Source organism: Pantoea sp. X-Soil-ISGK-355 (assembly GCF_059730805.1).
This window is the reverse complement of record NZ_AP035971.1, coordinates 462,714-482,587: the sequence shown is the minus strand read 5'-3', so window position 1 is coordinate 482,587 and position 19,874 is coordinate 462,714. Positions and strand designations below refer to the sequence as shown.

Annotated in this window: 25 protein-coding genes; 13 read left to right on the top strand and 12 right to left on the bottom strand. The window is 55.3% G+C overall.

All coding sequences use genetic code 11. From position 1 onward, the window contains the following. Positions 1-43: 43 nt before the first annotated feature. Entirely contained in the window at positions 44-1,288 is a 1,245-nt protein-coding gene (gene entS, locus AC6I8J_RS02145; RefSeq protein ID WP_497825033.1) for an enterobactin transporter EntS, read from the top strand. On the opposite strand, the gene fepB is transcribed toward entS, so the two are convergent. Next, positions 1,283-2,251 carry a Fe2+-enterobactin ABC transporter substrate-binding protein gene (gene fepB, locus AC6I8J_RS02140; protein ID WP_110331232.1) on the bottom strand — a complete coding sequence of 323 codons (969 nt, stop codon included), beginning with the start codon at positions 2,249-2,251 and terminating at the stop codon, positions 1,283-1,285. The genes entS and fepB overlap by 6 nt on opposite strands. A gap of 176 nt (positions 2,252-2,427) precedes the next feature. Between fepB and AC6I8J_RS02135 the strand changes: the two genes are divergently transcribed. Genes AC6I8J_RS02135 through AC6I8J_RS02115 form a run of 5 tightly spaced genes read left to right on the top strand, consistent with a single transcriptional unit; the run spans position 2,428 to position 7,283 of the window. Continuing rightward, a complete protein-coding gene (locus AC6I8J_RS02135) occupies positions 2,428-3,606 on the top strand; it encodes an isochorismate synthase (protein WP_497825032.1) in 1,179 nt (392 codons plus the stop codon). A gap of 10 nt (positions 3,607-3,616) precedes the next feature. Beyond that, the gene (locus AC6I8J_RS02130; RefSeq protein ID WP_497825031.1) at positions 3,617-5,233 is read left to right on the top strand and encodes a (2,3-dihydroxybenzoyl)adenylate synthase; all 1,617 of its coding nucleotides are present in this window, start codon (positions 3,617-3,619) and stop codon (positions 5,231-5,233) included. Positions 5,234-5,251: 18 nt separating this feature from the next. Further along, on the top strand, positions 5,252-6,106 hold the full coding sequence (locus AC6I8J_RS02125; protein ID WP_285086620.1) for an isochorismatase family protein: 855 nt from the start codon (positions 5,252-5,254) through the stop codon (positions 6,104-6,106). Next, positions 6,103-6,861: a 2,3-dihydro-2,3-dihydroxybenzoate dehydrogenase gene (gene dhbA / locus AC6I8J_RS02120; RefSeq protein ID WP_497825030.1), complete on the top strand. Its 759-nt coding sequence runs from the start codon at positions 6,103-6,105 to the stop codon at positions 6,859-6,861. The genes AC6I8J_RS02125 and dhbA overlap by 4 nt, the downstream gene beginning before the upstream one ends. 2 nt (positions 6,862-6,863) lie before the next feature. Beyond that, the gene (locus tag AC6I8J_RS02115) at positions 6,864-7,283 is read left to right on the top strand and encodes a hotdog fold thioesterase (RefSeq protein ID WP_202604844.1); all 420 of its coding nucleotides are present in this window, start codon (positions 6,864-6,866) and stop codon (positions 7,281-7,283) included. Between the two features lie 74 nt (positions 7,284-7,357). On the opposite strand, the gene cgtA is transcribed toward AC6I8J_RS02115, so the two are convergent. The 3 genes from cgtA to rplU form a co-directional block, all read right to left on the bottom strand. Continuing rightward, a complete protein-coding gene (cgtA, locus tag AC6I8J_RS02110) occupies positions 7,358-8,530 on the bottom strand; it encodes an Obg family GTPase CgtA (protein WP_013359890.1) in 1,173 nt (390 codons plus the stop codon). A 244-nt stretch (positions 8,531-8,774) separates the two neighbouring features. Then, positions 8,775-9,032: a 50S ribosomal protein L27 gene (rpmA, locus tag AC6I8J_RS02105; protein ID WP_003851093.1), complete on the bottom strand. Its 258-nt coding sequence runs from the start codon at positions 9,030-9,032 to the stop codon at positions 8,775-8,777. 15 nt (positions 9,033-9,047) lie between these two features. After that, on the bottom strand, positions 9,048-9,359 hold the full coding sequence (gene rplU / locus AC6I8J_RS02100) for a 50S ribosomal protein L21 (RefSeq protein ID WP_008925416.1): 312 nt from the start codon (positions 9,357-9,359) through the stop codon (positions 9,048-9,050). Positions 9,360-9,615: 256 nt separating this feature from the next. Here rplU and ispB point away from each other — a divergent pair, with 256 nt between their 5' ends. Both ispB and AC6I8J_RS02090 read left to right on the top strand, forming a co-directional pair. Then, positions 9,616-10,587, top strand: a complete 972-nt coding sequence (gene ispB, locus AC6I8J_RS02095; protein ID WP_008925415.1) for an octaprenyl diphosphate synthase — start codon at positions 9,616-9,618, stop codon at positions 10,585-10,587. Between the two features lie 237 nt (positions 10,588-10,824). After that, a complete protein-coding gene (locus AC6I8J_RS02090; RefSeq protein WP_161731808.1) occupies positions 10,825-11,109 on the top strand; it encodes a helix-turn-helix domain-containing protein in 285 nt (94 codons plus the stop codon). A 72-nt stretch (positions 11,110-11,181) separates the two neighbouring features. Here the strand turns inward: AC6I8J_RS02090 and murA are convergent, their stop codons facing one another. The 8 genes from murA to AC6I8J_RS02050 all read right to left on the bottom strand — a co-directional run bounded on the left by murA (position 11,182) and on the right by AC6I8J_RS02050 (position 16,216). Then, entirely contained in the window at positions 11,182-12,441 is a 1,260-nt protein-coding gene (gene murA, locus AC6I8J_RS02085; RefSeq protein WP_161731806.1) for a UDP-N-acetylglucosamine 1-carboxyvinyltransferase, read from the bottom strand. A gap of 66 nt (positions 12,442-12,507) precedes the next feature. Then, positions 12,508-12,765, bottom strand: coding sequence for a BolA family iron metabolism protein IbaG (gene ibaG, locus AC6I8J_RS02080; protein WP_010251880.1), 258 nt, complete (start codon positions 12,763-12,765; stop codon positions 12,508-12,510). Between the two features lie 113 nt (positions 12,766-12,878). After that, a complete protein-coding gene (gene mlaB, locus AC6I8J_RS02075) occupies positions 12,879-13,184 on the bottom strand; it encodes a lipid asymmetry maintenance protein MlaB (RefSeq protein WP_010251883.1) in 306 nt (101 codons plus the stop codon). Continuing rightward, complete coding sequence (mlaC, locus tag AC6I8J_RS02070) at positions 13,184-13,819, bottom strand: phospholipid-binding protein MlaC (RefSeq protein ID WP_161731804.1); 636 nt, start codon at positions 13,817-13,819, stop codon at positions 13,184-13,186. Before mlaC ends, mlaB begins: the two co-directional genes overlap by 1 nt. Before the next feature lie 15 nt (positions 13,820-13,834). Further along, positions 13,835-14,380, bottom strand: a complete 546-nt coding sequence (gene mlaD / locus AC6I8J_RS02065) for an outer membrane lipid asymmetry maintenance protein MlaD (protein ID WP_161731802.1) — start codon at positions 14,378-14,380, stop codon at positions 13,835-13,837. Positions 14,381-14,384: 4 nt separating this feature from the next. Beyond that, a complete protein-coding gene (mlaE, locus tag AC6I8J_RS02060) occupies positions 14,385-15,167 on the bottom strand; it encodes a lipid asymmetry maintenance ABC transporter permease subunit MlaE (RefSeq protein ID WP_161731800.1) in 783 nt (260 codons plus the stop codon). Positions 15,168-15,171: 4 nt separating this feature from the next. Then, positions 15,172-15,987 carry a phospholipid ABC transporter ATP-binding protein MlaF gene (mlaF, locus tag AC6I8J_RS02055; protein ID WP_150011839.1) on the bottom strand — a complete coding sequence of 272 codons (816 nt, stop codon included), beginning with the start codon at positions 15,985-15,987 and terminating at the stop codon, positions 15,172-15,174. After that, on the bottom strand, positions 15,959-16,216 hold the full coding sequence (locus AC6I8J_RS02050) for a hypothetical protein (protein ID WP_222924694.1): 258 nt from the start codon (positions 16,214-16,216) through the stop codon (positions 15,959-15,961). Before AC6I8J_RS02050 ends, mlaF begins: the two co-directional genes overlap by 29 nt. On the opposite strand from AC6I8J_RS02050, the gene AC6I8J_RS02045 reads away from it, so the two are divergent. The 5 genes from AC6I8J_RS02045 to lptA are packed head-to-tail and all read left to right on the top strand — an operon-like array spanning position 16,215 to position 19,870. Next, on the top strand, positions 16,215-17,195 hold the full coding sequence (locus AC6I8J_RS02045) for a calcium/sodium antiporter (RefSeq protein WP_033731280.1): 981 nt from the start codon (positions 16,215-16,217) through the stop codon (positions 17,193-17,195). The genes AC6I8J_RS02050 and AC6I8J_RS02045 overlap by 2 nt on opposite strands. 16 nt (positions 17,196-17,211) lie before the next feature. Beyond that, positions 17,212-18,195 carry an arabinose-5-phosphate isomerase KdsD gene (gene kdsD / locus AC6I8J_RS02040; protein WP_161731794.1) on the top strand — a complete coding sequence of 328 codons (984 nt, stop codon included), beginning with the start codon at positions 17,212-17,214 and terminating at the stop codon, positions 18,193-18,195. A gap of 13 nt (positions 18,196-18,208) precedes the next feature. Then, positions 18,209-18,775: a 3-deoxy-manno-octulosonate-8-phosphatase KdsC gene (kdsC, locus tag AC6I8J_RS02035; RefSeq protein ID WP_161731792.1), complete on the top strand. Its 567-nt coding sequence runs from the start codon at positions 18,209-18,211 to the stop codon at positions 18,773-18,775. After that, the gene (gene lptC, locus AC6I8J_RS02030) at positions 18,772-19,344 is read left to right on the top strand and encodes an LPS export ABC transporter periplasmic protein LptC (protein ID WP_161731790.1); all 573 of its coding nucleotides are present in this window, start codon (positions 18,772-18,774) and stop codon (positions 19,342-19,344) included. The genes kdsC and lptC overlap by 4 nt, the downstream gene beginning before the upstream one ends. Continuing rightward, positions 19,319-19,870 (top strand): lipopolysaccharide ABC transporter substrate-binding protein LptA, encoded by a 552-nt coding sequence (gene lptA / locus AC6I8J_RS02025; RefSeq protein WP_033731276.1) that lies wholly within the window; start codon positions 19,319-19,321, stop codon positions 19,868-19,870. Before lptC ends, lptA begins: the two co-directional genes overlap by 26 nt. Positions 19,871-19,874 lie beyond the last annotated feature (4 nt).

Sequence of the window (19,874 nt, the reverse complement as noted above, 5' to 3'; positions counted from 1 at the left end):
TCAGATTCAATAATGAGGAAAATGGGTCAAAAAAAGCGACGCTATGAACAAACCCTCCCACTTTATCGATCTCACTCTGCTGAGAACCCATCCCGCCTTTCGCGCCCTGTTTATCGCCCGCTTTATCTCGATTATCGCTCTCGGCATGCTGGCGGTGGCGGTCCCGGTTCAGATTCAGCAGCTGACGCAATCGCCGCTACAGGTAGGGCTGGCGGTGACGCTGGCCGGAGCCGGTATGTTTATCGGCCTGCTGACCGGCGGCGTGCTGGCCGATCGCTATGAGCGCCGTCGCCTGATCCTGTTTGCCCGATCCACCTGTGGCCTGGGTTTTGCCGCGTTGTGCATTAATGCCCTGCTCCCTTCACCGTCGGTCATCGCCGTCTTCGTGCTGGGACTCTGGGATGGCTTTTTCGGCGCGATAGGCGTCACGGCGCTGCTAGCGGCCACCCCGGCGCTGGTCGGGCGTGAGAATCTGATGAAGGCGGGTGCCATCACTATGCTGACGGTACGCTTTGGCGCGATTCTGTCACCCGCCATTGCGGGTATGGTGATTGCTCAGGGCGGTGTGGCGTGGAACTACGGGCTGGCCGCGTTCGGCACGCTGCTGACGGTATTAACCCTGTTGCGGTTGCCACCGCTTGCGCCACCGCCGCAGCCGCGTGAACATCCCTTAATGGCGCTAAGCAGCGGCGTCCGATTTCTGTTCGATACGCCGATTGTAGGTATGGCCGCGCTGACTGGCGCGCTGGTAACGTTAGCCAGCGCGGTGCGCGTGCTCTATCCGGCGCTGGCACCCCACTGGCAGGTCGGTCTGACGGAGCTGGGGCTGATGTACGCCGCCGTGCCGTTGGGTGCTGCGACAGGCGCGCTGACCAGCGGACGGCTGGCGCAGTCGCCACAGCCGGGCCGCCTGATTCTGGTCAGTGCCATCGCGGCATTCGTCGCACTGGCTCTGTTCAGCCTGATGCCGTGGTTCAGCATGAGTCTGATCTGCCTCGTGGCCTTTGGTTATTTCAGTGCCATCAGCAGCCTGGTGCAGTACGCGATGATTCAGACGCTGACGCCCGATGCACTGCTTGGCAGGATCAACAGCCTCTGGACAGCGCAGAATGTCACCGGCGATGCGATAGGTGCAGCAATCATTGGCGCGATGGGTTCACTGCTGTTGCCGCAGCAGGCAGCCGCCCTCTCTGGCCTGGCAGCCACCGTGCTGGGTCTCATCATGTGGCTGCTGATGGGCCGCCTGCGACGCTATCAACGGCCTGCCCCCGCCGAAGCCACATCATGATTTCACGAACAGCGCTTCCAGCCGCGTCAGTAAATGACTGGCGCTGTAGTAGTCGAGACGAAAGCTATCCAGCCCCAGCGCATAGACCGCTTTAGCGCGCACCGCTGGGGTCTGCGCCAGAAAAGCATTGCTCATTACCTGCGCAGCCGTGTTATCTTCGGCGGCAAACAGCAGATAAGTCTGCCCATTCAGGCCTTCCGCCAGATTTTCGCCTGACAGCTGAAGAATATCTTTACGCTGTCCCATGCTGTGAGCGGACTGAAGCGTCGCCGGTGGCGTTGCCAGCGTGAAGCCCAGCGCCTGCAGTAACTTCCCCTGTGCCGATGCCTCCGTCCAGAGATTCACAGCCCGGCCATCTCCGTTCCACACCATTGCAGAAACCGGCTGCGGAGGCAGGGTCAGCTTTGCCTTCAGCGCCTTTTCACGCGCGTCGAACTCGCTTATCCGGGCAGCGGCATCCGCCTCATGCCCGGTCGCCTCACCCAGCAGCGTCACCAGCTGCTGCCAGCTTTTATCGTCATAGTTAACGACCAGTACCGGTGCAATCGCCGAGAGCTGATCGGCCAGTTTGATCGCTGAATCATTACCGGTGGCGCTGACCACAATCAGGTCTGGCGCTTCCGCAGCGATCGCTTCCGCATTGGGTTCACCAATATAGAGCCGCTTTACGCCACGCTGTTTCGCCACACGCCCCCACTGCCGGAAGAATCCCTGCTCATCAGCCAGCCGGCTGCCGGGTGCGGTTGCGCCACTGGCAACTACCGGCGCATCAATCGCCAGCAGCGATCCGGTCAGGGTGACACTGGTCGAGACAATGCGAGTCGGTGCCTGAGCCAGGGTGACCTGACCTTTTGCCCCCGCGAAGGTGCGCGGCCAGCCGGTCTGTGCAACAGCGGTCACGCTGAACAGAGTGATACTCAGCAAAAACAGCGCTAATGCCGACGTTACTCCCTGTTTAGTCATTTGTTTTCATCCTATTTCTCTCCGGTAATCCGGGCGACAACTTGTGCTGATTTAACCAACAAAACCAGCTGAATCACCGCGTATTTATTGACACCTTCGGCTATTCGACGTAGGTTACTGCAACATAATACAAATGATAATCATTATTAGTTATCTTATCATTTATAGGTGAAATTATGGTGGAATCGCTGGCATTTGAACATCCCCTGCTGCAGGATTTTCCGGCACTCTGCCGTGGCTTCCTGTTTACTTCTCCCTGGCGAAGCCTGACGACTCAGGGCTGTTTTACGACACTCACTGCTCCGGTAAACCAGGGTGAGCAGCTGACCGGAGAGTTTCAGCAACAACTACAGCATCATTTTGCCTCGGCCAGAAAACAGGGCATAGCCCATCCCATTCTGGTGGGTGCGATCCCGTTCGATGTGGATCAGCCCGCTGCATTGTTTATCCCTGAGTCGTATCAGACCTTTCAGCGTGACCATCTGAAAGCCCACGCCTCATCGGCTGAAAGCGATCTGCCAAAAGTTCGTCGCCGTACCGCGCTGCCGGATCACGACACCTTCACTGACATGGTTGCGCAGGCCGTGGCGGCCACGCAGCGCGGCGATCCGGATAAAGTGGTGCTGTCGCGGCTGATGGAGATCGTGGCGGAACAGCCGGTCGATACGGCCGCCCTGATGCAGCGCATCCTGGCACAGAACCCTGACAGCTATCACTTTCATCTGCCGCTGCCTGATGGCGGCGCGCTGGTGGGTGCCAGCCCTGAACTGATGATTCGTAAGCAGGGCCGACAGTTCAGCTCCTGTCCGCTGGCCGGTTCAGCGCCGCGCAACAACGATCCACAGCGTGACCAGGCCTCAGGTGACAGCCTGATGCAGTCAGCCAAAGACCGGCATGAACATAAACTGGTGACGGATGCGATGCGCATGACGCTGCAGCCTCGCAGTCGCCTGCTGTCGGTCCCGGAAACCCCTTCCCTGCTGACCACCGCAACGCTGTGGCACCTCGCTACGCAGATTTGGGGCGAAGTACTGGACGACCGCGAAAATGCACTGTCACTGGCCTGCCTGCTGCATCCGACACCAGCGCTCAGCGGATTTCCGCATCAGCGTGCTCAGGCGCTGATTCAGCAACTTGAACCGTTTGAGCGTCAGCTGTTTGGCGGCATCGTCGGCTGGTGTGACGATCAGGGCAACGGCGAATGGGTCGTCACCATTCGCTGCGGCACGGTGAATGGTCCGCGGGTCCGGCTGTTTGCTGGCGCGGGGATCGTGGCGGACTCACAACCTGAATCCGAGTGGCGCGAGACCGGCGTCAAATTCGACACCATGCTTCGCGCTTTTGGATTGCACTAAAGGAACCTGTATGACGATTTCTTACAGCCGCTGGCCGGACGATCTGGCTGCTCGTTACCGTGAAAAAGGGTACTGGCTGGATCTGCCGATGACCGACATCCTGGAGCGTCACCGCGACAGCGAATGCGTGGCGGTGATTGATGGCGACCGGCAATTTACCTATCGACAGCTGGCCTCACTGAGTGACAATCTGGCAGCGGCCCTGCAGCGTCGTGGCCTGAAACCCGGTGATACGGCGCTGGTGCAGCTTGGCAACGTGGCGGAATTTTACCTGACGCTGTTTGCGCTGTTCAAAATCGGCGTTGCCCCGGTTAACGCCCTGTTCAGCCATCAGCGTACCGAACTGGCCGCCTATGCCAGTCAGATCGCGCCGCGCCTGTTGATTGCCGATCGCAGCCATCCCCTGTTCGCCGATGATGCCTTTATCACGCAGCTTCGCCGTGAGCAGCCTTCACTGCAGCAGGTGATCCTGCGTAATGATGCTCATGCGGAAAACCGTCTCGACGCCCTGCTGGCAGAACCCGCAGGTGACTTCAAGGCAACCCCGACCGCAGGCGATGACGTCGCTTTTTTCCAGCTGTCGGGCGGCAGTACCGGCACTCCGAAGCTGATCCCGCGTACCCACAATGATTACTACTACAGCATCCGGGAAAGTGACGTGATCTGCGGGGTCAACGCAGATACCCGTTACCTGATTGCTCTGCCCGCTGCACATAATTTCCCGATGAGTTCTCCGGGCGCGCTGGGCGTCTTTTACGCGGGCGGCCAGGTGATCTTAGCGGCCGATCCCAGCGCGACCCTCTGTTTCCCGCTGATTGAAAAACATCAGGTAACTGATACCGGCCTGGTTCCACCCGCGGCCAGTCTCTGGCTGCAGGCGATTCAGGAATGGGGCAGCAATGCCGCGCTGGCCTCACTGCAACGTATTCAGGTCGGTGGCGCAAAGCTGGGCGAAACGCTGGCCGCGCGCATCCAGAACGAGATTGGCTGTACCCTTCAGCAGGTGTTTGGTATGGCGGAAGGTCTGGTGAATTACACCCGGCTGGATGACGATGAACAGACCATTCTCACTACGCAGGGACGCCCTGTTTCTCCGGATGACGAGGTATGGGTTGCAGACGAACAGGGACATCCGCTACCGGTGGGTGCCATTGGTCGCCTGATGACGCGCGGTCCTTATACGTTCCGTGGCTACTACAACAGCCCGGAACATAACGCCGCCAGCTTTGATGACCAGGGCTTCTACTGCTCTGGCGATCTGGTTGAGATCACCCCCGCTGGCAACATCATTGTGCAGGGTCGGGAGAAAGATCAGATCAACCGGGGCGGCGAAAAGATCGCAGCTGAAGAGATTGAAAACCTGCTGCAGCGCCATGCGGATGTGATCCACGCAGCGCTGGTCTCTATGAGCGACGAACTGATGGGTGAAAAGAGCTGTGCTTTTATTGTCACCCGTCAGCCGGTGAAACCGGTGGCGCTGCGTCGTCACCTGCGTGAACTGGGCGTCGCAGAATTTAAGCTGCCCGACCGTATTACCTGCGTAGATGCTCTGCCGCTGACCGCGGTCGGCAAGGTGGACAAGAAACGTCTGCGCCAACAACTTGCCGATCAACAAGCGCAAGCCTGATCTGTCCGGAGATTTTCAATGGCTATTCCACAACTGACCTCTTATCCGCTGCCAGCCGCCACCGAGTTGCCCAACAACAAAGTGAAATGGATGCTGGAGCCGGGACGTGCCGCCCTGCTGATCCACGATATGCAGCGCTATTTTCTCAACTTCTGGGGCGAAAATAGCCCGCTGGTTGAGCAGGTCGTTGACAATATTGTCCGCCTGCGACGCTACTGCAAAGCGCAGGGTATTCCGGTGTTTTACACCGCTCAGCCAAACGCGCAGAGCGATAAAGATCGTGCGCTGCTTAACGATATGTGGGGACCCGGACTGAATAAGCATCCCGATCAGCAGAAGATCGTGGATCCGCTGGCACCGGATGAGGACGATCATGTCCTGACCAAATGGCGCTACAGTGCATTTCACCGCTCGCCGCTGGAGGCGATCCTGCAGGAGATGGGGCGCGATCAGCTGATTATCACCGGCGTCTATGCCCATATTGGCTGCCTGACCACCGCCACCGATGCGTTTATGCGCAATATTCAGCCGTTTATGGTGGCCGATGCGCTGGCTGACTTCAGCCGTGAGGAACATATGATGGCGCTGACCTACACCGCGGGCCGTAGCGGAAAAGTGGTGATGACCGCCGATCTGATGCCTGTGCCACTCAGCAAAGATGATTTGCGCGCGTTGATCCTGCCGCTGCTGGAAGATGATGAGGTGCCGGACGATGATGAAAACCTGATCGACTACGGGCTGGATTCGGTACGCGTGATGGCGCTGGCGGCACGCTGGCGTCAGGTACATCGTGACATTGATTTTGTCAGCCTGGCCAAAAACCCGAGCATTGATGGCTGGTGGGCGCTGCTGTCGCGGGAGCCGGCGAAATGAGCCACACATTCGACTTCAGCGGTAAAATCGTCTGGGTAACCGGTGCCGGCCAGGGCATCGGCTATCATACTGCGTTAGCCTTTCATCAGGCGGGCGCGCAGGTAGAGGCGTTTGATCTGCGGTTCCAGAGTGATGATTATCCGTTTCCCTGCCACACGATGGATGTGGCCGATCCGGCTCAGGTCAAAACGATCTGCCAGCGCGTATTAGCCGTCCAGCCGCGCATTGATGTGCTGGTCAACGCAGCCGGTATTCTGCGTACTGGTGCCACCGATGAGCTCTCGTTTGCCGACTGGCAGGCCTGTCTTAACGTCAATGCGGGCGGTGCATTTAATCTGTTCCAGCAGACGCTGCCACGCTTTCGTGAACAGCGCACCGGTGCCATCGTTACTGTCGCATCGAATTCAGCGCATGCCCCACGTATCGGCATGTCCGCTTATGGTGCGTCAAAATCCGCGCTGCGCAGCCTCTGTCTGACCGTGGGTCTGGAGATGGCGCCTTACGGCGTGCGCTGTAATATCGTTTCGCCTGGCTCCACCGACACCGATATGCAGCGCAGTCTGTGGCACACACCGACCGGTGAGCAGGAGATGATTGCGGGCTTCCCGGATCAGTTCAAGCTGGGTATTCCGCTGGGCAAGATTGCGCAGCCGCAGGAGATTGCGGCCACCGTTCTGTTTCTCGCGTCGGATCTTGCCAGCCATGTGACGTTGCAGGATATTGTGGTCGATGGCGGCGCAACCCTGGGAGCATGATGATGACAGCGATCTGGAAACGATCCATTGATCTTCCTGCGCTGAACGCGCTGGGTGAGAACTCTCTGGTGGCCCATCTGGGTATCGTTTTTACCGCAATAGGTGACGATTATCTGGAAGCGACGATGCCGGTCGATGCCCGGACGCAACAGCCGTTCGGGCTGCTGCATGGCGGTGCCTCTGTGGTGCTGGCGGAGTCGATGGGTTCAATTGCCGGGTATATGGCGGTAGAGGAAGGCAGCAGCGTGGTTGGCGTAGAAGTGAATGCCAGCCATCATCGTGCGGTTTCTGCGGGTCTGGTGCGCGGAATTTGCCGTCCACTGCATCTGGGTAAACGCAGTCAGAGCTGGCAGATTGAGATTCGGAACGGTCGGGATCAGCTGTGCTGCAGTGCGCGACTGAGCGTAGCGGTCATGAACTAGCGGCAGAAAGAACGATGCCCCCCTTTCAGCACTGAAAGGGGGGCATCGCATATCACGCAGTAGCAGGCGATCGGTTAACGCTGATAGATAATTTCAACGCCTTCGTCGTCTTCATCATCCCAGTCGTCATCCCACTCTTCATCTTCCACTTCGACCGTGTTTTCAATGGTTTCTTTGTGGTAATCATCCCACATGAATTCCACTTTCTCCGGCTGCTTCTCTTCAAGCTCCGCTTCTTTCGGGTTAGCGTTGATGAAGCTCATCACGTCCCAGCAGAGTTCTTTGACGCCGGTCTGGCTTGCGGCAGAGATCAGGTAATATTTATCTTCCCAGCCCAGCGCTTCAGCAACCGCTTTAGCCCGTGACTGCGCTTCTTCTTCACTGATTAGATCAATTTTGTTGAAGACCAGCCAGCGTGGTTTGTTGAACAGCTTCTCGCTATATTTTTCCAGCTCGCCGAGGATGATACGGGCATTTTCAACCGGATCGCTTTCATCAATAGGGTCGATGTCGATCAGGTGAAGCAACACGCGGCAGCGTTCAAGGTGCTTCAGGAAGCGAATGCCGAGGCCTGCGCCCTCTGCTGCACCTTCAATCAGACCCGGAATATCGGCCACGACGAAGCTCTGCTCGCTGTCCATACGCACTACGCCCAGGCTTGGCACCAGGGTGGTAAACGGATAGTCCGCTACTTTAGGTTTGGCTGCCGAGACGGCACGAATAAAGGTCGATTTACCGGCATTCGGTAAGCCCAGCATCCCGACGTCCGCCAGCAGCATCAGCTCCAGCTGCAGGTCACGCTTTTCACCTGGGGTACCCATGGTTTTCTGGCGCGGACTGCGGTTCACTGACGATTTGAAACGGGTGTTGCCCAGGCCATGCCAGCCGCCTTTACCGACCATCAGTTTCTGGCCGTGGCGCGTCATGTCGCCGAGTGTCTCACCGGTACCCTGGTCGATAACCCGGGTGCCGACCGGCACTTTAACTTCGATATCTTTACCACGTTTACCGGTACAGTCGCGGCTCTGGCCGTTCTGCCCACGCTCGGCGCGGAAAGATTTTTCGAAACGATAATCGATAAGGGTATTGAGGTTTTCATCAGCGATCAGATAAACGTCACCGCCGTCACCACCATCACCCCCGTCAGGGCCGCCTCTCGGGATATATTTTTCGCGGCGGAAGCTTACGCAACCATTACCGCCATCACCGGCGACGACCAGAATTGTCGCTTCATCAACAAACTTCATTTTTTAAATCTCCGTCACACAATCGTCTGCAGCACTCTGCAGACGGGTCCGCCAGGGTCTTCTGCGCTGACCAGCGGCGGATAAATCAGGATTGGCTTTCGCCAGTGCGTACACAAAGTGTACAGCAAACTTTTGTGATGCGTCGCTTTTACCGCGACAGACCGCAGAATGTAAAAAGCCCCGCAGGAGCTGCGGGGCCTTCAATTCGTGCGTTCAGACGTCAGACGTCTGCGTCACGACAACCTTACTCAGCAACGATGCTGATGTATTTACGGTTGTTCGGACCTTTAACTTCGAACTGTACTTTGCCGTCTGCGGTAGCAAACAGGGTGTGGTCACGACCACAACCTACATTGGTACCGGCGTGGAATTTGGTGCCACGCTGACGAACGATGATGCTACCTGCCAGAACAGATTCACCACCGAAACGTTTTACACCCAGACGTTTTGCATTGGAGTCACGACCATTTCGAGTCGAACCACCAGCCTTTTTATGTGCCATTTGTCAGATCTCCTCTTACGCCGTGATACCAGTGATTTTCACATCAGTGAACCACTGGCGATGGCCTGCTTGCTTACGGTAGTGCTTACGACGACGAAACTTAACAATCTTAATTTTTTCGCCACGACCGTGAGCAACAACTTCTGCCTTGATCATTCCGCCTGAAACCAGTGGCGCGCCGATTTTCACGTCTTCGCCATTAGCAATCATCAGAACCTGGTCAAACTCAATCGTTTCACCGGTTGCGATGTCCAGCTTTTCCAGGCGAACGGTCTGACCTTCGCTTACTCGGTGTTGTTTACCACCACTTTGGAAAACCGCGTACATATAAAACTCCGCTTCTGCGCTTGCCTTTTAGTTCATCAGGCGGCGCGCTAAATATTCACAATAGGGCGCGAATTCTACGCAAAACTCCAGAAGAAGACAAGAGCACTTTGCACACTCTTGCAGAAAAAAAACACAGGCTGAATGCAACCGTTTCTCAGGCACAAAATTCAAGTACAATCAGTAACAGATTACCTGAACGCTGGCTGGGTAAACCACTTACCATGGCAGAGATAACGAGTCATAGCTGAAAAGACGAATGAACTTAGAACAGATTAATGAATTAACCGCACAGGATATGGCTGCCGTTAACCAGACCATCCTCGACCAGCTGAATTCGGATGTCTCGCTCATCAACCAGTTGGGCTACTACATCATCAGTGGTGGGGGCAAGCGTATCCGTCCCATGATTGCCGTGCTATCCGCACGTGCCATGGGCTACAAGGGCGACCTGCACGTGACCAATGCGGCGCTGATCGAATTTATCCACACCGCCACGCTGCTGCATGACGATGTCGTGGATGAATCCGATATGCGTCGTGGCAAAGCGACCGCGAACGCGGCGTTTGGCAATGCGGCAAGCGTGCTGGTCGGTGATTTTATTTACACTCGTGCCTTCCAGATGATGACCAGCATGGGGTCGCTGCGTATCCTGGCGCTGATGTCAGAAGCAGTAAACGTCATTGCTGAGGGCGAAGTCCTGCAGCTGATGAACGTTAACGATCCCGACATTACCGAAGAGAGCTACATGCGCGTGATTTACAGTAAGACCGCGCGCCTGTTTGAAGCAGCCTCACAGGCTTCGGCGATACTGGCTGAAGCCACGCCTGAAGAGGAAAAGGCGCTACAGGATTATGGGCGCTATCTGGGTACTGCTTTCCAGTTAATTGACGATTTGCTGGATTACAGTGCTGACGGCGAGACGCTGGGTAAAAATACCGGCGATGACCTGAGCGAAGGCAAACCGACGCTGCCGCTGCTGCATGCCATGCAGCACGGCTCGCCTGAACAGGCGAAGATGATCCGTGAAGCTATTGAGCAGGGAAATGGCCGCCATCTGCTTGAGCCGGTGCTGGAGGCGATGAATCAGTGTGGTTCGCTGGAATGGACGCGCAGCCGCGCGGAACAGGAAGCGGATAAAGCGATTGAAGCCTTGCGGATTCTGCCCGAATCCCCCTGGCGCAGCGCGCTGGAGTCGCTGGCACACATGTCAGTTCAGCGCGACTTCTGACCCCTCACGGAGCCTGCCGGGCTCCGTTTTTACGACCCTGCTCTCACTTCTTTTTGTTCCCTATTAGCTATTGCACTTCTGTTGCGTGCAACGACACAGACCAGAAGCTGGATCCAAATATTACTGGAAATTATCAGGAAACATTTGCTATAAAATTCTGACTATTTCCAGATAATGGTAAAAGGAAAACCAGCATCTCGCTGGACGATGCAATGACAAGGAAAAGGAGAACAGGTTATGCAAGAAAGAAAGGAAGACTGGCACCCGGCTGACATTATCGCGGCGCTGCATAAGCGTGGTATGACACTGGCGGCGCTGTCACGCGCAGCAGGCCTGAGTTCATCAACGCTGGCTAATGCACTGACGCGTCCCTGGCCCAAAGGCGAATGGCTGATTGCCGACGCGATTAAGGTTCATCCCAGTGAGATCTGGCCCAGCCGTTATTACGATCCCGATACAAACTGTCTGCTGGATCGCAGAAAACGTATCCGGACGCCTGCCGATCAGACGGATAATGCCTGAGATCTCAGGCGATCCTCAGGCGAAAAAAAACCAGCCCCCGCGGGGGCTGGCTATTTCAGCGCATCTGCAGAACTACTCTTCGCTGACGCGCTCGATGTTCGCGCCCATCGCTTTCAGCTTATCTTCGATGTGCTCATAGCCACGATCAATATGATAAATGCGATCAACGAACGTCGTTCCTTCCGCAATGCAACCTGCCAGAACCAGGCTGGCAGACGCACGCAAATCGGTCGCCATCACCTGCGCACCTGACAGGGTTTCAACCCCGTGACAGATCGCTGTGTTGCTCTCAATCTCAGCATGTCCGCCCATACGAATCAGTTCCGGAATATGCATGAAACGGTTTTCAAAAATGGTTTCGGTAATCACGCCCGTGCCTTCCGCAACCATATTTAACAGAGTGAACTGCGCCTGCATATCGGTCGGGAAACCCGGATGCGGTGCGGTGCGCACATTGACCGCTTTTGGTCGCTTGCCATGCATATCCAGACTGATCCAGTCTTCACCGGTTTCGATATCGGCACCCGCATCACGCAACTTCGCCAGCACTGCATCCAGCGTATCGGGCTGAGTTTTATGACACATTACTTTACCGCCTGAAATAGCGGCAGCCACCAGGAAAGTACCGGTTTCGATACGATCGGGCAGGACGGTATAGACACCGCCACCCAGACGCTCTACGCCTTCGATAGTAATTTTGTCGCTGCCTGCACCACTGATTTTAGCGCCCAGGGTATTAAGGAAGTTGGCTGTATCGACAATTTCCGGTTCACGCGCCGCATTCTCGATTACGGTAGTACCAGTCGCCAGCGTTGCAGCACTCATGATGGTCACGGTTGCGCCAACGCTGATTTTGTCCATGACAATCAGCGCGCCCTTCAGGCGGCCATTGACTGACGCTTTAACATAGCCCTCTTCCAGCTTGATCTCGGCACCCAGCTGTTCCAGACCGGTAATGTGCAGGTCAACCGGGCGCGCGCCAATCGCGCAGCCACCCGGCAGGGAAACCTGACCCTGACCAAAACGTGCCACCAGTGGACCCAGTGCCCAGATTGAGGCACGCATGGTTTTGACCAGATCGTAAGGCGCACAGAATACATCTACCGCGCTGGCATCGACATGCACAGAACCGTTGCGTTCCACCTTCGCACCCAGCTGGCTCAGCAGCTTCATGGTGGTATCAATGTCGCGCAGCTTTGGCACATTCTGGATCTCAACTGGCTCTTCAGCCAGCAGGGCAGCAAACAGAATAGGAAGCGCGGCGTTCTTCGCCCCGGAAATGGTTACTTCACCACTTAAGCGGGTGGGGCCTTGCACACGAAATTTGTCCATTAACACGGCTCTCAATTAACTAGCTAAAGATTGGACTCGCCAGCGACGAGTTCACCACGCTGGGGATCAGAAACCGTTGAGTTTACGGTCACGCGCCCATTCAGCGGGAGTATAGGTTTTGATAGAGACAGCATGAATGCGGTTATCCGCAATAAATTCCATCAGCGGCGCGTAGACAGCCTGCTGCTTTTTGACGCGGCTCAGTTCGCCAAACAGTTCGCCTACGGCGATCACCTGAAAATGGCTGCCATCATTGCTCATCACGTGCACTTCGTCTAAAGGCAATGCTGCCATCAGCACGGCCTGAATTTCACTGTTTTCCATTGGGCTTAACTTCACTTAATAATAATAAGGCTGACATAGTAGAGGAAAGCGGCTGACTCTTAAATACGCAAAAGCCCCTGTTGAAAACAGGGGCTTAGCATAACAACCGGAAATCAGGCGCTTTTATCCGCAGAAACAATAATCTGTTGCAGATTGTAAAGCGTAATCAGCGAATGCAGTTTGTCGCTGATGCCCGTAAAGCGAGGGGTAATACCCTGTGCCCGTGCGATTTCCCGCAGGTGCACCAGCAGGGCAAGTCCGGAAGAGTCCACACGCTCCAGCGCCGCGACATCGATGGTATCGACATCTTTAATCAGCGTCTCACGTTGCTGCCACAGGCTCATTAACGTGTCGCGATCCAGTTCGCCTTTCAGCAATAGCGTGCTGGCTTCCCGCTCCCAGCGTAACGATTCGTGCATTATTTTTGTTTATCCAGCGTGATGGGCTGTGCCGCAGAGGATTTCAGTTGCGCTGTCAGACCATCGATACCTTTAGTACGCAACAGATCGCTCCACTCATTTTGTTTGGTGGTGATCATGCTGACGCCTTCAGCGATCATGTCATAAGCCTGCCAGTTACCGCTCTGGCTGTTTTTACGCCACTGGAAGTCGAGGCGAACCGGTGGGCGACCATTTGGGTCGATAATGGAGACCCGAATGGCGACAATCTGAGCATCGCCCAATGGCTGCTCAGGCTGAATCTGGTAGCTCTGACCGTTGTAGAGTGCCAGAGCCTGACCATAAGCCTGTGCCAGATAGTCACCAAAGGCGCTGAAGTAGGCTTCACGCTGCGCCGGGGTCGAATCACGATAGTAGCGGCCCAACACTAACGCGCCCGCATATTTGATCTGTACATAGGGCAGCAGCTCCTGACGCACAATCTGACGCAGGTAGTTTGGATCCTGCTTGATTTTAGGCTGCTCATTTTTAAGACGGGTAAAGGTCTTTTCCGCCGCTTCGTTCATCAGCTTGTAGGGATTGCTTTGATCGGCCGCTGTCGCCGTTAGCGGTACGGCAACCACCAGCATGGCAATCATCAGTAAACGTTTAAACATGGTATACCCTCTTCTTTAAGGTTGAGCCGGTGCCGCAGGCGCAGCACTGTCGCCTTCCTGCGCATCCTTGTTGTCACTGTTTTGTTTGTTATCGCCGCTCTTGTAAAGGAACTGGCCAATCAGGTCTTCAAGCACCATGGCTGACTTGGTATCGCGTAGCGTATCGCCATCTTTCAGCATCGCCGAACCGAGTTCAGGATCGTCAAAGCCTAAGTTGAGCGCCAGAAACTGCTCACCCAGCAGTCCCTGCGTGCGTATCGCCAGCGAGCTGGTGTCTGAAATTTTATTCGCATACTGATCGCTGATCTCCATCGTGACACGTGGCAGCAGCGTTTTCGATTCAAGCTCAATGTCCGTTACCCGGCCAATCACTACACCGCCAATTTTGACCGGCGAACTGGCTTTCAGGCCGCCGATATTGTCAAACGTGGCGTAGAGTTTCCACGTTGGCTCTGTGCCCATCGACTTTAAATCGGCGACGCGCAGACAGAGAAACAATGCGGCGATCAACGCCATAATCATAAAAATGCCAACCCAGATTTCGCTTTTTTTGCTTTGCATTGCATCAATTCCCAAACATCAGTGCTGTCAGCACAAAATCCAACCCGAGCACCGCCAGTGAAGCATGTACTACGGTACGCGTTGTCGCGCGACTGATCCCTTCAGAAGTGGGAATCGCGTCATAGCCATTAAAAAGAGCAATCCAGGTAACCGTCACGGCAAAGACGGTGCTTTTGATGATGCAGTTAACAACGTCGGTGCGGAAATCGACCGCGTTCTGCATGGCTGACCAGAAGAAACCAGGATCGATTCCCTTCCAGCTCACGCCAACCAGTGCACCGCCAGCGATGCCAACGGCAGTAAAGATCAGTGCGAGTAGCGGCATGCTAATAAAACCGGCCCAGAAGCGCGGCGAAACAACGCGACGCAACGGATCCACCGCCATCATCTCCATGCTGGAGAGCTGTTCAGTGGCTTTCATCAGACCGATTTCAGCCGTGAGCGCCGAGCCTGCCCGTCCGGCAAACAGCAGCGCGGTCACGACCGGCCCCAGCTCACGCAGCAACGACAGCGCCACCAGCATACCCAGACTGGTTTCAGCACCGTATGTGGTGAGTACCAGATAACCCTGAAGTCCGAGTACCATGCCGATAAACAGGCCAGACACCACAATAATCAGTAACGACAACACGCCAACACTATAGAGCTGTTTAATCAGTAGCGGCGAATGTCTGCGAAACGCGGGTTTTCCTACCAGCGCGTGAAACAGCATTAATCCTGCGCGTCCAAAACTGGCGCACGTTTCAATTCCCTGACGACCGAATGACGCCAGCGCCTTCAAGACCATCTGTTTAGTTACTCCCTGAGCCGGTTAAATCAGCGAGATAGTCGCCGGCAGGAAAACGGAAGGGAACCGGACCATCCGCATCGCCATCAATAAACTGGCGGACGCGCGGGTCATTATTCTCTCGCAGTTCCGGCGTGGTGCCGTGTGCGATAATTTTTTGTCCGGCCACGATATAGGCATAGTCCGCGATACTCAGTACTTCCGGTACGTCGTGCGAGACCACAATACAGGTCAGGCCCAGAGCATGGTTAAGTTCGTCGATCAATTTTACCAGCACGCCCATAGTAATGGGATCCTGACCGACAAAGGGTTCGTCGAACATGATCAGCTCCGGTTCAAGGGCAATCGCGCGCGCCAGCGCCACACGACGCGCCATTCCGCCCGACAGCTCAGCCGGTTTAAGTTGAGCTGCACCACGCAGACCCACGGCTTCCAGCTTCATTAATACCGTGCTGTGCAGAATAGGTGCGGGAAGACGGGTATGTTCGCGCAGCGGCCAGGCGACATTTTCATAGACCGTTAAGTCAGTAAATAGCGCGCCAGACTGGAACAGCATGCTCATCTTTTTGCGCGCTTCGTACAATTTAGCGCGAGACAATGACGGAATGTTTTCGCCACGGAAAAAGATTTCCCCGCTAGTTGGCTGAAGTTGCCCCCCAATCAAGCGTAGCAGAGTGGTTTTTCCTATTCCCGACGGTCCCATTATCGCCGTCACTTTGCCTTTTGGCACGGTCAGCGAAATGTCGTCGAAGATGGTGCGATCTCCGCGCGAAAAACTCACGCCACGAACCTCAACCAGATTCGTTTGCTGCTGGATCATTATTACCTCTTGTAAGGATCGGGCGTAAACATGGGGTACGATGGTAGCCTGTTCGGTCCTGATTCACGATAGCTTTACAGAAACTTACCGCTAAGATTTGGCGAAAATGGTCATTAAATTTACTTTTGCCGTTCAGACGGTCAAAATCAGCGGCTGTCTCGCCAAACAGAACCTTAAACCGGTCGGGAAAGGCATTGCCGACCTGGGTTTTTACGCAAGGATTTTTCATGTTCGTAGCTTCTGCACTGCTGATTATCGGTTTGCTTTTACTGGCATATGGTGCCGATCGTCTGGTGTTTAGCGCCTCTATATTGTGTCGATCATTTGGCATCCCGCCACTGATCATTGGCATGACCGTTGTCAGCATAGGCACCTCGCTGCCAGAAATGATCCTCTCCTTTTCTGCGGCCCAGCATGGCCAGATGGATCTGGCTGTTGGTACCGCGCTTGGCTCGAATATTACCAACATTTTACTCATTCTCGGTGCCGCTGCGCTAATGCATCCACTCAGCGTTCATTCTAATCTGATACGTCGTGAACTGCCGTTGATGTTGCTGGTTACCCTGCTCAGCGGATTCATGCTGTTTGACAATCAGCTTAGTCGACTGGATGGAATTGGCTTGATCGCCATCGCCGCTATTTATCTGATGGTGGTGATTCGCATTGCGCGTAAAGCAGAACGGGACAACAACGACACCCTGACGCGCGAGCAGCTGGCCGAGCTGCCCCGCGAAGAGAGCGGAAATACGGTGGCCTTTCTCTGGCTGGCCGTCGCGCTGATTATCCTGCCGATGTCGACCCGGATGGTGATCGACAATGCCACCGCCTTTGCCGACTACTTTGGCGTCAGCGAACTGGTGATGGGCCTGACGCTTATCGCCGTGGGCACCAGCCTGCCCGAGCTGGCGACGGTGATTGCCGGTGCACTGAAAGGTGAAGATGATATCGCGATCGGCAACCTGATCGGCGCCAACATTTATAATATTGCTATCGTGCTGGGCCTGCCGGCGCTGATTCACCCCGGCAGTATCGACTATCACGCCTTTGCCCGTGATTACTGGGTGATGCTGGGGGTCAGCGTGCTGTTTGCCCTGCTCTGCCTGCTGCGTCGCCGACGCGTTGGCCGCATCGCCGGCCTGATTTTACTCTGTGGTTTCTTCGTCTGGGTGACGCTGCTGTGGATGCAGCCGGCATTCATGGACGGCTAACAAGGACAGACTCACTATGTCATATCAGCAACCAACAGCTTTTGATTTTCAGCAGGCGGGAAAAAACGTCCTGCGCATTGAGCGTGAAGGACTGGAACAGCTCGATCAATATATTAATGACGATTTCGCCCGCGCCTGCGCCCTGATCTACGCCTGCCAGGGGAAAGTGGTGGTGATGGGCATGGGCAAGTCTGGTCATATCGGCAAAAAAATGGCGGCGACCTTTGCCAGTACCGGCACGCCAGCGTTTTTTGTTCATCCGGCCGAAGCCAGCCATGGCGACCTGGGCATGGTGAGCAAAAATGATGTCGTGATCGCCATCTCCAACAGCGGTGAGTCGAACGAAATCCTCGCGCTGATTCCGGTGTTAAAACGCCAGCATATTGCGCTGATCTGCATAACCGGACGGCCTGACAGCGCGATGGGCCGGGTTGCCGATGTGCATCTGTGTGTCCATGTTCCCCAGGAAGCCTGCCCGTTAGGCCTTGCGCCAACCACCAGCACCACAGCCACACTGGTGATGGGCGACGCGCTGGCGGTTTCGTTACTTGAGGCGCGTGGATTCACGGCGGAAGATTTCGCCCTCTCCCATCCTGGCGGAGCGCTGGGCCGCAAACTACTGCTGCATGTATCCGATATCATGCACAGCGGCGATGAGCTGCCGCACGTCACCCGTGACGCCTCACTACGTGATGCGCTGCTGGAAATTACCCGCAAAAATCTGGGACTGACGGTCATTGTCGACGGTCTGATGAAAATTGAAGGTATCTTTACCGATGGTGACCTGCGCCGCATCTTTGATATGGGCATCGATTTTCAGCGCGCCACTATCGGGGAAGTGATGACGCCAGGTGGCATCCGCGTCCGGCCAAATATGCTGGCGGTTGAAGCCCTGAACCTGATGCAGACCAAAAACATTACCTCGATTCTGGTGGCCGATGACGATCATCTGCTCGGTGTGGTACATATGCATGACATGCTGCGCGCTGGCGTAGTCTGAACAGGAAAAGAAAATGCAACAGGCAATTCCCACGATTGACACCTGCTATGGACCGGTCAGTGCTGACGTCATGGCGCGCGCCAGCAACATTCGTCTGCTGATCTGCGACGTCGATGGCGTCATGTCCGACGGGGTGATCTACATGGGGAACAATGGCGAAGAGCTGAAAGCCTTCAACGTGCGGGATGGTTACGGTGTACGCTGTTTACTGACCGCCGATGTGGAAGTGGCTATTATTACCGGCCGCAATGCCCGTCTGATGGAAGATCGCTGCAAAACGCTCGGCATCCGTCATCTTTATCAGGGACAATCCGATAAGCTTTTGGCCTATCGTGAACTTCTGGATAAACTGTCTCTCTCTGATGAGCAGGTCGCCTATATCGGTGACGACCTGATCGACTGGCCGGTTATGGCGAAAGTGGGATTAAGCGTGGCAGTAGCGGATGCACATCCGATTCTGTTGCCGCGCGCGCAGTATGTCACGCGGATTGCGGGTGGACGCGGCGCAGTACGCGAAGTATGTGACCTGATCTTAATGGCGCAGAACAAATTTGAGGATGCCAAAGGGCAATCAGTATGAGTAAAAGCAGGCGTTGGATAACGCTGATTCTGACCTTGATTGCACTGGTTTTGATCGGCTGGAATCTTACCAACCAGGATGGCGATAGCACGCCAGTCGGGACGAATGGTCAGTCGCCGACCTATACCAGTGACGATTCTCACACTGTGGTGTATAACCCGCAGGGCGCGCTGTCATATAAACTGGTCTCTGACAAAGTGACCTATTTCTCGGATGACGAGCTGAGCTGGTTCGACAATCCGGTAATGACCACCTTTGATGAGAACAAAGTTCCCACCTGGACGTTACGCGCAGATAAAGCAAAGCTCACCAAAGATCGTATGCTTTATCTGTATGGCCATGTTGAGCTGAATACGCTGACGCAGGATTCCCAGCTTGAGCGGATCAAAACCGATAATGCACAGATTAACCTTGTCACTCAGGACGTTACCTCTGATGACCAGGTGACATTGTATGGCCGCAGCTTTAACTCCACCGGCATGAAAATGCGCGGCAATTTACGGACAAAAAACGCCGAGTTAATCGAGAAGGTCAAAACCTCTTATGAAATTCAAAATGAACAAAAATAGCCTGAAGATTTTACTGGCCAGTATGTTACTGGCAACCAGCGTTCCGGCGCTGGCCCTGACCGGTGACTCGGACAAGCCCGTCAATATTGACTCGCAGAATCAGGCGCTGGATTTGCAGGGCAATGTCGCGACCTTTACCGGCAATGTCATCGTGACGCAGGGCTCTATCAAAATCACGGCGGACAAAGTCGTGGTGACCCGTCCGGGCGGCGACAGCAAGAAAACCATCGTTGACGCCTACGGTAATCCTGCCACTTTCTATCAGATGCAAGACAGCGGTAAGCCGGTTCAGGGCCATGCCTCAAAACTGCACTACGAACTGGCTAACGATTTCGTTGAACTGACCGGCAATGCGTTCATTGAACAGCAGGACAGCAACATCAAAGGTGATCGTATTACCTACCTGGTAAAAGAGCAGAAAATGCAGGCTTACAGCCAGGGCCAGAACAAGCGCGTCACGACCGTCCTGGTGCCGTCGCAACTTCAGGATAAAGGTTCGTCCAACAGCGGAAAGAAGAGTAACTGATAGC